Raw genomic sequence first — 12283 nt, forward strand, 5'->3', positions numbered from 1 at the left:
AAATATGGATGTTATTGCAGTTGTACTGATGTCGATCGGACTCATACTTGCGCCGGTAATCGGGTTCTTTTATCCTGCTTGGTTAAGGATGAATGGAGAAGAGGTTAGTGAGAAGAAGCTCTACGGGATACGCGCTGCTGGAATCGGTGCGCTCCTGCTCATGTATGTGTTATCGCAGGCAATAAGTTGATGAGAGGGGGATAACGTTGATCAGAAAGATGACATCAGAAGATCTACCAGAGATGGTGGACATCTATATAGAAGTATTTCTAAGAAGTCACGCAGCCATTCTACCACGGAATTTCTTAGAAACGGTTACATATAAAACGGTCCTCGATCGATTTGAGCGGATCTTCCAAAGTGATGTTCGACGTCCTTTTTCCTTCGTAAAAATATGCGATGAAAAAATCGTCGGGTTTGTTCTTGGAACGTTTGCGTTACATCCTCCAAAAGGTCATAAAGGTGAAGTCAAGATGCTCTATGTCTTGCAGGAGTACCAGCATGTTGGAATAGGGAAGCAGCTCATACAAAACGCAGTTCAACATTTCTTGAACCATCATGTGGAGTCGATGTTTATCGGGACTTTCAAAGCGAATCAAGCTGCCAGAGCTTTTTATGACCGATTGGATGGGGAGGTTTTCAGTGAACAGACCGATCTTATCAACGGTCATCCCCTTGTCACGGTAAACTATGGATGGTCCTCGATTCGTCGGTTGTTAGATTGAGTCTGACATTCGCAATTGTTAATCTGTTAAACTATGGAAAAAGGGGCGATGTTAGTGAGTGTTGAAACGCTAGAGAAGACGTTAAGAGAGTTAGATTGTGAGGCCGTCGACATGGATGCGCTTCTTCAAGAGATGTTGAGTGAAATCGGGACGACGGACCCGGTGCTCCGGGATGAGTTGATCTATCGCACGTTTTGTCATCTCGTGATGGAGAATCATCTAAGTGAAGAGCAGTTGATCGAAACGTTAAAGACGTGTCTTGATGATCATCATCTTTTCTATAATATTGGTGCTGAAAAAGGTGATGCCGTTTTTACTCGCTCATTTTCTGTACTGGTAATTGCATTGATACTACATAAAGACCGCGAATCCTCTTTTTTACCAGATGAACTGATTCAAGTTACAACAGAAGCAGTTCTGCGCTACCTTCAGGAAGAGCGTGATACAAGAGGTTATGTGAAGGGGAAGGGCTGGGCGCACAGTATCGCGCACGGTGCTGATGCACTTGATGAAGCGATTCGTCATGACGAGTTTCGCAGAGAACAGATCGATTCTTGTCTGAATACGATTGCTGACTGTCTCTTTAAAAAAGGTGTGTACGTTGACGATGAAGACGAGCGGTTACTGATGGCGATGGAGGCACTTCTTCTAAAAGGGTTAAAAGATGATGTCCTCGCATCATGGGTGAAACATGTTGACGATGAGCTCACTTCTTTGTTCGACCAAGAAGGATTTAGCGCTGCGTTTTCCCATACGAAAGCGAACGTATTAGGCTTTCTAAAAAGTTGTTATTTCAGACTAAAATTTTGTCATGAGGCAGAAGAAACGATGACTGCGATCGAGGATGTGCTAGAGAAATGGATGAAGAAGTTTTATGGAAGCGGTGAGTAACGGTGAGAAAGCGAAGAGAAAAAGGGTTTCTTCGAGAGCTTGGAGAAGTTACGTTTCTCGAGATCATCGCAAATATCCTCATGTTCATTCCACGCATGATCATGCGATTCTTCTAATAAAAGGAGATAAAGAATGATTACATTCGAAACAAGTAATGGCACACAGATCGAAGTAGAGAAAGAGATTTTCAATCGTAACCCTGCTTATAATGTGATCGCGTTTGGTAAAGAAACGCTAGATGACTCAGATCTACAAGAGCAGTATCGTGATGTGAAGGAGTTTCATACTGAACGGTACTTGGTGAAGGAGGATGACCATGTTCTAGGGGTCATCGAATACGGCATGGAGAGCCCGCGATCTCGGAAGCCGTGGTTAAGTTTGCTGATAATCGATGGGCAATACCAGGGGCGTGGCTATGCTAGGAAAGTGTACGATCTTTATGAGAGTAAGATGGTTGAAAAAGGTGCGGATCTCATTCAAATCGCTGTCCATGCGGAAAATACATACGCGTTACGATTCTGGCATTCTCTTGGGTTCGAAGTCTATGATGAGCGGATGTATGAAGGCAAACAGTACTATAGTTTAGATAAAACGTTAGCGAGGTTCTAAGAATGAAAGAAGAGAAGAATAAGAAAAAAAGCAGGTTTTTTGTTACTTTTGCTAGTTTGTTTTTAGGTCATCTTACTGTAGATACCTTCAACGGAAGCCCCTTCACGTGGGGGGAATATTTCATGGTGTCGTTTTTAGCAATGTTGATTCATATGTTTTTCTCTTGGGCATGGAATTCAAAAGAGTATAGGCAAGAACAGTAGATTTTAGAGGAGGCGGTACTGTGTTGTTCTTCTATTTAATCGTTTTAGCCGTCATCTATCTCTTCGTAAGCGAAATTTACATGAAGCGAATGCTAGGTATTAAAGAGCGGAGTAGATGGATCTTCCATGAGGAGCGGTATAAAGTTTCGATGATCATCGATGTTGTGATAGTGATTGCCTTCATTTTTACTTCATTTGAATTGATCGTTGAGAGACCAAATTCCCCAGCGATCGTGATGTTAATGCCATCGATGTTCATGGCCTTTCTCATATCGATCAATCGTGGAGTGGAGGATTATCTTCAAGATCCAACGAGTAAATCACATTACTATGAGTGGTTAGCGGCATTTGTGGTCGTTCTTGGATTTGGAGTGTTCTATTTGTGGGAAAGAGGGACTATTTGACATGTTTGAACTTCTGGCTACCTAGATAAACTACGTTATTCAATTAAGGAGCTTACCTAAGATGACCAACATTCGAGAAATGACGAGGGAAGATTGGGACGAAGTGAAAGAAATCTATCGGTTAGGAATCGAGACGGGTGACGCAACCTTTGAGCATCGCACACCTACCTACGAAGTGTTCATCTCAAACGCTGTTACTGAATGTACCTTGGTCGCAGTGGACGAAGGTGGTGTACAGGGATGGTGTAAATGCAATCGATCGTCGAGTCGGTACGTGTATCGCGGAGTTGGAGAAGTGAGCGTCTATGTTCATCCTCGTGAAAAGGGTAATGGGATCGGGAATTTGTTGCTGCAAACGTTGATCAAAAGGTCTGAAGAAGCGGGCTTTTGGACGCTAAGTGCTGGGATCTTTCCTGAAAATATCGGTAGTATTACGTTACATAAGAAGAATGGTTTTGAAAAACTAGGAATTCGGAAAAGAGTGGGACGCATGCAAGATGGGCGGTGGCGAGATGTGATTCTATTCGAAAGAAGAAGTGATGTGGTAGGTGTTTAGTGCAGACGGTGGGGTGTTGATTGATGAAGACAGAGCGTTTACTCGCCATTGTGATTAAACTCTTGAATCAAAAGAAGATGACGGCAAAAGAACTAGCGGATTATTTCGAAGTTTCTGTTCGAACGATTCAACGTGATATGGAGTCCATTGAACTAGCGGGTATTCCAATCACTTCTGAAAAAGGGGTGAACGGTGGGTACGCTATTTTGGAAACGTTCAAGATTCATAACGGCTACTTTAATGACGTCGAACATCAACTTTTAATGACGGCGTTGGATGGTGTATACAAAACGTATGACGATAAGAACTTAAAGAACATCATTGAAAAACTTGCAACGATAAAAATGAGCCAACCCGTTTCAACTAATCGGTCTCTTATTCTCGATTTCAGTGCTTGGGGGCCGGAATATAGAAAGCAAGAAAAAGTGAATGTGATACAAAAAGCGATTGATCAGCAAAAGGCCATTCACTTTCAATACATCGATATTAACGGGAATGTTACGTCTCGTGAAGCTGAGCCGGTCTCCTTAATTTTAAAAATCAACAAATGGTATCTATATGCGTTTTGTAACCTGCGAAATGATTTTAGATTGTTTAAATTAGGCAGGATGTATGAGGTGCAGACGACAGAAAGAACCATCGATCAAAAAAGAGAGGTTCCGCCATTCGATTTTACTGAGGATGAACGTGAACGAGTACTTGTTCGATTAAAGTTCAATAAACAAGCGCTCAATCAGTTGGAGGATTATTTCGAGCTCGATCGCTTGGCGTTTCATGAAGATGGCTTCATTTATGTTTCGGAATATTATCCTGAAGATGAATGGGTATATGGGATGATTCTCCATTTTGGAGATCAGGTGGAAGTGATCGAACCAAGCCATATTCGAACGATCATCAAAGATCGTGCGGAGAAAACGTTGAAAAAATATCTGTAAATACGACATAACGGTGTCGTTTTCCTTTCTTATAATAAGGTTAGATTTTACTTATTAAGGAGGAGTCAAAATGAACAAACCAGTATGTCAAAGTTGTGCAATGCCGATGGAAGATGAAAAGCTTTTTGGTACAAATCAAGATGGATCCAAAAACGAAGAATACTGCGTCTATTGTTATGAAAATGGATCATTCACTGCGAATGTCACGATGAATGAAATGGTGAACATCTGTGTTCCTTATCTCGTCGAAGAAGGGATGAAGGAACCCGAGGCACGAGACATGATGAAAGACGTTTTACCAAAGTTAAAAAGGTGGGCGTAATTTAGAAAAGGCGGACTCTATGAGCTCCGTCTTTTTCTATGGATTCTTAAAGATATGATAGACAGTACTAGAGGTAGATGCCTCTTTTCGCGTAACTTCAATTCCTGCCTATCCAGTCATGCTAGCTTGGACATACACTGTATAGAAACTAGAATAGGGAGGTTGAGAAGATGGGTGCTGACAATAGACCTGGACGCCGCGATGATGGCAGACTATTTGCTTTAGTTGTGGTTCTATTTATTCTATTAATTATCGTTGGTGCTGCTGGCTACGCAGGCGGAAGAGGTCGTTGCTGTAATGTTGGAGGCAACTACGGCGGAAACTACGGTGGTTTCGGAGGCGGCTTCTACTAAAATGAGCTGCTGGGCATCGGACATGCCCCTATAAAACCAGTGGAAAAGAGCGTTTCGTTTATGGAACGCTTTTTTTATTGGATGCGAAGGCGCATCTTTTCATACTTTAGCAGATGGTTTTCTTACGAGCGGATCGATGCTTTATTAAAGATTTTCATCTGAAATTTCACGATGAGACCGATCAATAAATAGGCAATCATGGAATAAACATTATTCCATTTGATATATTCGTACACGTTCACCCAGCGAAGAAGGTTTTCTACAATGAAAGCGAGTAGTAACGATGTGATAATCATAGCCAGCATATAGCTCTTCCAAGTGAAAAAGTATTGATATAACAGCATGAAGATCACTGGTAAAACGATGTAGGTTGAAACAAAAAACGATGGGCTTAAAGGAGTTATACTTGTTGGATAGGCAGTAAAACCATATTGTATCAGAATAACATCCATCAACGTACTGATGGCGATGACGATTCCACCAACAGTCAATAATTCAAATAAACGTTTGCGATCAATGAGTTTGAATGCTACATATAGAAAGATTAGATTGATGATCAGTATTAACCACCAACCAAATGAAAACAAATCATCATGTAACCAATGGTTCCAATATTGTACTTGAAAAGACTCTCTGATGGATGTAATCGATTCCCATGAAGGTGCTCCCATTTCCATATTACCTCGCCACTATTATTTTTTCGGTTAGTACTTAAAGTTGGCTAGTTTGTTATTTTTATACACATAATCCTTCATTACGAATACTGCTCTTTAATCTTCACAAACGCTTCAACATTCCGAAGAAACACATCGACTAACATCGGATCAAAGTGTTTGCCTCTTTCTTCTTTAAAGTATGAAAGAATGCGTTCGAGCTCCCATGCTTCTTTATACGGACGTTGTGATGCAAGGGCATCGAAGACATCAACGACCGATACGATCCTGCCATATAGGTGGATGTTTTCTCCGCTTCGGCCATCAGGATAACCCTTGCCATCCCAGCGTTCATGGTGTTGATCTGCGATGATCGCAGCGGCTTGAAGAATCGATCTTTTCGAGTTCTTCAATAAGTCGTACCCAATCTTTGAGTGGTTTTTGATCAATTGAAATTCTTCCGTAGAGAGCTTTCCTGGTTTATTCAGTATAGCGTCAGGAATCCCAACTTTCCCAATATCGTGCATGGGAGAAGCAACTTTGATCAGCTCAGCTTCTTCTTCTTCGAAGCCTGCCTTTAATGCGAGGAGTTTTGCATACTCAGCGACACGTTTTACATGTGCACCGGTTTCCTTCGAGCGTCCTTCTCCAATCTCTCCCATCTTAAAGAGGATTTCCTTTTGCGTTTCTTCGATCTCGATGTTGACGAGCATCGCTTCTAGCGCTTGACCCGTATAGGAGGCTGCAAGACTTAAGTACTTCAAGTCATTCGGATGAAAAATAGACTCTTCCGTTAGCTTATTGATCACCTGATAAACGCCGACCGTTTTATTGAGTTTGTTCTTCACAGGGATCACCATGACGGATTTCGTTCGATACCCGGTCTGTATATCGATGACAGAATGAAATCTCTCATCTTGATAAGCATCATCGATTACAAGAGGTTCCCCGGATTGGAATACGTGTCCCGCGAGACCTACTGATGAAGGGACCCGAACTTCTTCCATTCCATGGGCGACCCGTGCCCAAAGCTCATTTTTTGTTTCATCATAAAGCCAAAGTGTACACCGATCCGCTAAGGTCATCTTTCGTCCCATATCTGCCATCAACATCAGCAAACGATCGAGGCTGTTTTCGGTCGTGATCTGTGCAGCATAATCGAATATGATTTGGAGAAGTTCTTCAGAATTTAATTCACTTTTATGATACTGATTCGATTCCACAAGTCGAGACCTCCTCGTCTACCTATTTGGGATTCTAATCTATTCGTTCTATTTCTTTCTATAAAAAATGGTATGATAAGAAAAATAAGGATTTGTAGGATAATTCTATCATACACGCTGATGTATTAAAGCGGTAGGTAAAGGAAGGCAAAACATGACTCCGTTTGAATATTTATTTATCGCCCATTTGATTGGAGATTTTCTTTTTCAGACGAAATGGATGGCTGAGCATAAGCATAACAGGTGGCTTCCACTGTTATCTCACGTCTCAATCTACACAGCCGTGTTAGGTACCGTTGCCTGGTTCGGATTCGGAGGCCTTTCGATGTTACAGCTCAGCTTCATCTTCATCACTCATGTCATTCTCGACCGGAGAACGTTCGTTACATGGTGGACGAGGACTGTAATGAGGGATGTTGATGATTCTGTAGGGTGGTTGAAAGTAATCACAGACCAAGTGTTTCATCTTATCGTTATTGCGATCATCGTATCGATTTTATAATGTCTGGGAGGTTACTAGATGAAGGAACGTCACTTTTCACTTGTGAAGCAATTTCCAATACGGAAAGAAGAAGCGTGGGACATTCTCGCAACAAACGATCATTTGAACAGGCTCATCGGTTTGTTTCCAGTAGAATTCTCAGATGCGCGATTCGATGAATCTCTTTTTTACCGTCCTGCAAAGGCAAAGCTAGGTGGCGTCTCGCTTGAATGGAAGGAGTATCCGTTCGAATGGGTGAAGGGAGAACAGTATTCGGTTCAAAGGCTGTACACAGCAGGTCCACTCGCTGAATTTTATGCAGGAATCAAAATGAGGGATGTATCGGTCGATGAGAACCCAATGACAGAAGTCGAGGTTTTTTCGATGTTACGCCCGGCAAACATCATCGGAAAACTCGCGATCCCTGCAATTGCGATTCCTGGTATGAAAAAAACGATCGCATATATTGAAAAATACATAGCGCTCGACTCACGAATCGTTGTGTTGCCTCCACCAAAACACCTTTCACCCACAAACAAACAAGCCCTTTCCTATGCGATGGACAAGCTCGAACCTTCGAAAGCAAAAGAGTTCCTCAAGCAGCACATCAATCAGTCTCATGATCAAGCGCTTGTTGAGATGCAGCCGTATAAACTTGCAGATCAATGGGGGATCGATCGCGAAGAAGTGTTAGTGCTGTTTCTTGAAGCAACAAAAGCTGGCGTTCTAACCTTATCCTGGAGTTTGATGTGTCCGACGTGTCGTGTCGCAAAAGAGAGCGCGTCTTCCCTTCGAGATGTGAAAAACGAGGTGCACTGTGACCTTTGCGGCATAACGTACGACATGACGTTCGATGAAACGATCGAACTGCGATTTACGGTCCACCCGGCGGTTCGAAAAGCCGTTTCACAGACTTATTGTATCGGAGGGCCAAATATTACGCCGCATATCCTTTTGCAGAAACGCATCCGTTCAGGGACTTCAAGTGAACTCCCTGCGATTCATTCAGAAAAAGACGTGAGGCTCCGCATTTTAACAAGGAGTCATCTCGTTTCTCAACGTGATGATGAGGGTGTGGCGCTAACGTATCGTGATGATGGATTTGATAGCGATCATTTTTCAATTCAAGGCTGCACCCTTCAAAATGAGAGCAGCCGCGATATCGTAGCGGTGGTTGAAGAAGTCGAGCGCGATCCGAACGTTGTGACCGCTGCTAACGTAACGACGATGACAAAGTTTCGACGACTCTTTTCGTCTGAGGTACTAGCAGAAGGCCAGGAGATCGGCGTTGAAAATGTGACGATCGTTTTTAGTGACTTGCGAGGCTCAACTTCCCTTTATGAATCAGCAGGAGATGCGCGCGCTTATCGCCAGGTGAACGATCACTTTCAGTTTCTATCAGAGAAATTTAAGAACCATAAGGGAACGATTATCAAAACGATCGGCGACTCTGTGATGGCAGCCTTTTTTGTACCAGAGAATGCGGTAAAAGCGGCGCTCGACATTCAACATTCGATCGGCGATTTCAATGCAGAGCATGGAACGAACTTAACGATTAAACTCGGCATGTATACAGGTCCCGCGATCGCGGTAACGGCGAACAACCAACTGGATTACTTCGGTCATACCGTCAACATGGCTTCAAGAATCGAGCAAGAAAGCAAAGGCAACGATATTATGTTTTCCTCTGATATGCTTGAACGGAAGGAGATTCGAGCGATGCTAAAAGTGTACGAAATGGAATCGTACGAAGCAGCGTTGATGGGAATTCGAAAGGAAGTTTCGCTTGTTCGAATAAAGACAACGAGGGAATTTGTTACTGTGTAAAAAGGAGCTTGCCTTGGCAAGCTCCTTTTTTATATCTAAAGCAGTGGAATGAAGACGAGGATGAGTAGGTCGAACAAAATATGTGAGAGAAGCGGCACCCAGAAATTCTTCCGTTTCTCATAAATCCATCCCCACACGATCCCGCCAACAAGAGCGGCGACAATGAGAAGCGGGGCACCTGAATAAAGGTGAGCGACTGCATAGAGAAGCGTTGCGAGAACGATGGTATCCCCACTTTTGTATTTTTTGAACTGCTGCTGGACGTAGCCTCTCCAATAAATCTCCTCACCTGGAATCACGATGAGAATAAGACTGATGAAGTGCCACGGTTTAACAGGCTGTACGATATCATAAAACTGTTCCATGTTATCAAATAGAGAGGGAGTTGCCAAGATGATGAGTTCGATCCCTACATAGCTTAACCCGTACAGGAAGAGTGCACTGACGATGATGTATATGAGGTCCGTTCCTGTAATCTTCTTAAACACAAGCTTGCCGGTCGTGATGCTGATCACGATTAAGATCGCAAGTGTTACTGTGAAAACAGGCCAAAACATGATTGGAAAGTAGACGAAGCTAATAAAAAGAAGTGCATGAGCTAGAAACAGAGAACTGAATAGTATTGTTTTTTGAATATGTCATCATCCTAACTTGTCTCTGATTTCTACGTATCTACCTATGATTACCCATAGTGTGATGCAAGCATACCCAATCGAGCACATCGTAGCACATCGAAGTGAAACGAAAGCCGTTCTGTATCGTAAACACTACTACGGGGTGATTGTATGAAAAGATTTGTCTTATTTATCGCAAGTTTTATCGTGGTGTTTTTTCTTTTGCAATGGGGCTCAGGTTTTCTCCTAACGGCGTTACATACACCGGATGCTGGTGAGTCCACGTTCCTACAAACGGTTCAATTTGGAGAAAACAGCGTCTCACTTATCTTACTCTTACTCAGTGTAGCGATCGCTTACGTTGTGTCGAGAGTCATTAAAAGCGTTTAATGGATTAAGGAGAGTTTGGGAATGATGAGCGTAAAGAATGAAAGAGGTGCTCATCATGGACATTTTAATGGACTCCTTGAAGGTTATCTTTCGTATTGCTACAATTCTTCCGCTCATGCTTGCGATCGGACTATATATGGGGAAGCGCTCGATCGGAGAGCTCCCAGTTTTTGATTTTCTCGTCGTACTCGTATTTGGTGCTGTTGTCGGAGCGGATATCGCAGATCCTAAGATCGACCATGTTCATACGGTTATCGCGATGATTGCGATTGCGCTTCTACAAAAGTTGATTATTAAAGTGAAACTAAAGAATCCAAAGCTAGGGAAGCTTTTTACTTTCGAGCCAACCGTTGTGATGTACCAAGGTACGTTTCTAAAGAAAAATATGAAACGCATTCAGTATTCGGTCGACAACATCCTGCAGATGTTACGAGAAAAAGATGTGTTTCATACGAGTGACGTTGAGCTTGCGATTGTTGAAGCGAACGGACAGCTGAGTGTAAAACTCTATCCTGGTAAAGAAGGCATTTTACGGGAAGATATGCAGATCTACAAAGCTGGGAACGACTATGAAATTCCTGTGATTTTAGATGGCAAGGTGCAGAGGGATCTGCTTGAGCGAATCGGCAAGACGGAGCAATGGCTATTGAATGAACTACATACTACTGGAAAAGTCGACGTAAGTGAGATTTTTTATGCTGGTGTTACGGGCCAGGGAGAGCTTTCCGTATCAAAGAAAGATCATCAAGCGAAGGATGCTCCTCCTATTGAGCATTAATCGGTGCATTATTAGGGCTTATTTTCCTACCGACTTTCTTCTCATCATTTCGACATTTAAAGGATATCTTTAAGCGCTTAGAGAAAAGAAAAGGCGCAAGAGAGAATTGAAGGAAACGAGGAGGAAAATCCATGATCGCAAAGCTTGGACAGGTAATGGTGTATGTGAAGGATCAAGATCAAGCCGTCACGTTTTGGACAGAGAAAATGGGATTTGACGTCATCTCAGAAGAAAATAAGGGGATGCGTTGGATCGAAGTAGCACCATCTACATCTGCAGAAACGAGCATCGTTCTTCATAACAAAGACGTTATCGCAAAAATGCAGCCAGATATGAATCTCGACACGCCTTCACTCATGTTTTTTACTAAAGAGCTCGATCATCTGCATGAAGACTTAAAACTGAAAGGTGTGAAGGTTGGGGAAATCGTGAAGATGGGAACTAACCGCGTCTTTAACTTTTCGGATTTTGAAGAGAATTATTTTGCGGTTGGGGAGAGAGCGGAGTAGTTGCTGGTACAAAGCTATTGGAGTATCAAATTGCAGTTGAATTTGATACTCTTTTTTTATTGATTGATGGAGTTTCTATCCCTTTTTAGCTAATCATGCACAGGGAACTGCAGCGTATTTCGTGTGTTGAAGGATAGGGTGTTAATTGATGAAGGTACTAAGAATTCGATAGCACTCATTTCACATAGAATTTTGCAAGATAGCTTTTATATCATTCAAGTGTCTAACTAATGACACTCCAGGAACGAAAGCGTAAATAAAACCTTGAAACAGAACTCTCTTCCATGATTTTTTTCTAAGGAGGTCGAATCCTCCCCAGAATATCGCCAACATTATTGCGGTGAAGAAGAAGAGGTATAGAGTCTGTTGTTGATTAACCAGATCCTTAAGTAATTCAACCTTCCACTCTTGCCCTATTTGCGGATTATAGGTGGTTCTATCTTCTTCAAGTCCAATGACATTATAGGATTGTAGAACTAATTTGTCCTCTTTTACTTCTATCCCTTCGTAACCGAGCGGTGTATATTCGAGAGGATAGGTGATTAGATAAGATAAGACAAATGCAATCATCAGAAGGCCAATATATACAAGGAAACGCCTTGTTTTCCTCAAAACTTTTTCACTCATAATTCACCTCACCCATAGTTTTAAAACTCTGTTAGTATATTTGGTTTGTGAATGAACTACTTTAACAATAGCTTTTGCGTAGCACTATTTGTGTCGCGTTCGCTCCGCTTTATTGGAGCAATTCTCAAACTTCATTTTACCATAATTCTTCCAATCAGACTGACAGGTATGGTAGCAATTCAA

19 protein-coding genes are annotated in these 12283 nt (G+C 42.3%); 15 read left to right on the top strand and 4 right to left on the bottom strand.

From position 1 onward, the window contains the following. Window positions 1–4: 4 nt before the first annotated feature. The 10 genes from ACXAHI_RS15110 (at window position 5) to ACXAHI_RS15155 (ending at window position 4998) form a co-directional block, all read left to right on the top strand. Window positions 5–190, top strand: coding sequence for a hypothetical protein (locus tag ACXAHI_RS15110; RefSeq protein ID WP_474849208.1), 186 nt, complete (start codon window positions 5–7; stop codon window positions 188–190). 16 nt (window positions 191–206) lie between these two features. Further along, entirely contained in the window at window positions 207–725 is a 519-nt protein-coding gene (locus ACXAHI_RS15115) for an N-acetyltransferase family protein (protein WP_474849210.1), read from the top strand. A gap of 54 nt (window positions 726–779) precedes the next feature. After that, window positions 780–1616: a DUF2785 domain-containing protein gene (locus ACXAHI_RS15120; RefSeq protein WP_474849212.1), complete on the top strand. Its 837-nt coding sequence runs from the start codon at window positions 780–782 to the stop codon at window positions 1614–1616. Window positions 1617–1748: 132 nt separating this feature from the next. Next, window positions 1749–2225, top strand: coding sequence for an N-acetyltransferase family protein (locus tag ACXAHI_RS15125; RefSeq protein ID WP_474849214.1), 477 nt, complete (start codon window positions 1749–1751; stop codon window positions 2223–2225). A 2-nt stretch (window positions 2226–2227) separates the two neighbouring features. Next, entirely contained in the window at window positions 2228–2428 is a 201-nt protein-coding gene (locus ACXAHI_RS15130) for a hypothetical protein (RefSeq protein ID WP_474849216.1), read from the top strand. A gap of 20 nt (window positions 2429–2448) precedes the next feature. Then, entirely contained in the window at window positions 2449–2832 is a 384-nt protein-coding gene (locus tag ACXAHI_RS15135; protein WP_474849218.1) for a DUF4181 domain-containing protein, read from the top strand. 61 nt (window positions 2833–2893) lie between these two features. Then, window positions 2894–3388, top strand: a complete 495-nt coding sequence (locus ACXAHI_RS15140) for an N-acetyltransferase family protein (RefSeq protein WP_474849220.1) — start codon at window positions 2894–2896, stop codon at window positions 3386–3388. Between the two features lie 23 nt (window positions 3389–3411). Continuing rightward, window positions 3412–4323, top strand: coding sequence for a helix-turn-helix transcriptional regulator (locus ACXAHI_RS15145; RefSeq protein ID WP_474849222.1), 912 nt, complete (start codon window positions 3412–3414; stop codon window positions 4321–4323). Window positions 4324–4393: 70 nt separating this feature from the next. Continuing rightward, complete coding sequence (locus ACXAHI_RS15150) at window positions 4394–4645, top strand: zinc ribbon domain-containing protein (protein ID WP_474849225.1); 252 nt, start codon at window positions 4394–4396, stop codon at window positions 4643–4645. A 170-nt stretch (window positions 4646–4815) separates the two neighbouring features. Then, window positions 4816–4998 (top strand): YjcZ family sporulation protein, encoded by a 183-nt coding sequence (locus ACXAHI_RS15155; RefSeq protein ID WP_474849226.1) that lies wholly within the window; start codon window positions 4816–4818, stop codon window positions 4996–4998. A gap of 122 nt (window positions 4999–5120) precedes the next feature. On the opposite strand, the gene ACXAHI_RS15160 is transcribed toward ACXAHI_RS15155, so the two are convergent. After that, a complete protein-coding gene (locus ACXAHI_RS15160; protein ID WP_474849228.1) occupies window positions 5121–5675 on the bottom strand; it encodes a CBO0543 family protein in 555 nt (184 codons plus the stop codon). Window positions 5676–5752: 77 nt separating this feature from the next. Next, complete coding sequence (locus tag ACXAHI_RS15165; RefSeq protein ID WP_474849230.1) at window positions 5753–6874, bottom strand: HD domain-containing phosphohydrolase; 1122 nt, start codon at window positions 6872–6874, stop codon at window positions 5753–5755. Window positions 6875–7028: 154 nt separating this feature from the next. On the opposite strand from ACXAHI_RS15165, the gene ACXAHI_RS15170 reads away from it, so the two are divergent. Then, entirely contained in the window at window positions 7029–7376 is a 348-nt protein-coding gene (locus ACXAHI_RS15170; protein WP_474849232.1) for a DUF3307 domain-containing protein, read from the top strand. Window positions 7377–7394: 18 nt separating this feature from the next. Beyond that, complete coding sequence (locus ACXAHI_RS15175) at window positions 7395–9182, top strand: adenylate/guanylate cyclase domain-containing protein (RefSeq protein ID WP_474849234.1); 1788 nt, start codon at window positions 7395–7397, stop codon at window positions 9180–9182. Window positions 9183–9217: 35 nt separating this feature from the next. Here ACXAHI_RS15175 and ACXAHI_RS15180 read toward each other — a convergent pair whose 3' ends face one another. Continuing rightward, the gene (locus ACXAHI_RS15180; protein ID WP_474849236.1) at window positions 9218–9739 is read right to left on the bottom strand and encodes a lysostaphin resistance A-like protein; all 522 of its coding nucleotides are present in this window, start codon (window positions 9737–9739) and stop codon (window positions 9218–9220) included. Window positions 9740–9967: 228 nt separating this feature from the next. Between ACXAHI_RS15180 and ACXAHI_RS15185 the strand changes: the two genes are divergently transcribed. The 3 genes from ACXAHI_RS15185 (at window position 9968) to ACXAHI_RS15195 (ending at window position 11473) form a co-directional block, all read left to right on the top strand. Next, a complete protein-coding gene (locus ACXAHI_RS15185; RefSeq protein ID WP_474849238.1) occupies window positions 9968–10186 on the top strand; it encodes a hypothetical protein in 219 nt (72 codons plus the stop codon). A 55-nt stretch (window positions 10187–10241) separates the two neighbouring features. Next, a complete protein-coding gene (locus ACXAHI_RS15190; RefSeq protein WP_474849240.1) occupies window positions 10242–10964 on the top strand; it encodes a DUF421 domain-containing protein in 723 nt (240 codons plus the stop codon). 131 nt (window positions 10965–11095) lie between these two features. Further along, a complete protein-coding gene (locus tag ACXAHI_RS15195) occupies window positions 11096–11473 on the top strand; it encodes a VOC family protein (RefSeq protein ID WP_474849242.1) in 378 nt (125 codons plus the stop codon). A gap of 180 nt (window positions 11474–11653) precedes the next feature. Here ACXAHI_RS15195 and ACXAHI_RS15200 read toward each other — a convergent pair whose 3' ends face one another. Continuing rightward, a complete protein-coding gene (locus ACXAHI_RS15200; RefSeq protein ID WP_474849244.1) occupies window positions 11654–12100 on the bottom strand; it encodes a hypothetical protein in 447 nt (148 codons plus the stop codon). Between the last annotated feature and the right edge of the window lie 183 nt (window positions 12101–12283).

The organism is Anaerobacillus sp. ABD4_527 (genome assembly GCF_056160805.1).

Coding starts and splice junctions, on each gene's coding strand:
- ACXAHI_RS15110 (WP_474849208.1), top strand. CDS start 5: ATGGATGTTATTGCAGTTGTACTGATGTCGATCGGACTCATACTTGCG.
- ACXAHI_RS15125 (WP_474849214.1), top strand. CDS start 1,749: ATGATTACATTCGAAACAAGTAATGGCACACAGATCGAAGTAGAGAAA.
- ACXAHI_RS15130 (WP_474849216.1), top strand. CDS start 2,228: ATGAAAGAAGAGAAGAATAAGAAAAAAAGCAGGTTTTTTGTTACTTTT.
- ACXAHI_RS15140 (WP_474849220.1), top strand. CDS start 2,894: ATGACCAACATTCGAGAAATGACGAGGGAAGATTGGGACGAAGTGAAA.
- ACXAHI_RS15145 (WP_474849222.1), top strand. CDS start 3,412: ATGAAGACAGAGCGTTTACTCGCCATTGTGATTAAACTCTTGAATCAA.
- ACXAHI_RS15150 (WP_474849225.1), top strand. CDS start 4,394: ATGAACAAACCAGTATGTCAAAGTTGTGCAATGCCGATGGAAGATGAA.
- ACXAHI_RS15155 (WP_474849226.1), top strand. CDS start 4,816: ATGGGTGCTGACAATAGACCTGGACGCCGCGATGATGGCAGACTATTT.
- ACXAHI_RS15160 (WP_474849228.1), bottom strand. CDS start 5,675: ATGGAAATGGGAGCACCTTCATGGGAATCGATTACATCCATCAGAGAG.
- ACXAHI_RS15170 (WP_474849232.1), top strand. CDS start 7,029: ATGACTCCGTTTGAATATTTATTTATCGCCCATTTGATTGGAGATTTT.
- ACXAHI_RS15175 (WP_474849234.1), top strand. CDS start 7,395: ATGAAGGAACGTCACTTTTCACTTGTGAAGCAATTTCCAATACGGAAA.
- ACXAHI_RS15180 (WP_474849236.1), bottom strand. CDS start 9,739: ATGTTTTGGCCTGTTTTCACAGTAACACTTGCGATCTTAATCGTGATC.
- ACXAHI_RS15185 (WP_474849238.1), top strand. CDS start 9,968: ATGAAAAGATTTGTCTTATTTATCGCAAGTTTTATCGTGGTGTTTTTT.
- ACXAHI_RS15190 (WP_474849240.1), top strand. CDS start 10,242: ATGGACATTTTAATGGACTCCTTGAAGGTTATCTTTCGTATTGCTACA.
- ACXAHI_RS15195 (WP_474849242.1), top strand. CDS start 11,096: ATGATCGCAAAGCTTGGACAGGTAATGGTGTATGTGAAGGATCAAGAT.
- ACXAHI_RS15200 (WP_474849244.1), bottom strand. CDS start 12,100: ATGAGTGAAAAAGTTTTGAGGAAAACAAGGCGTTTCCTTGTATATATT.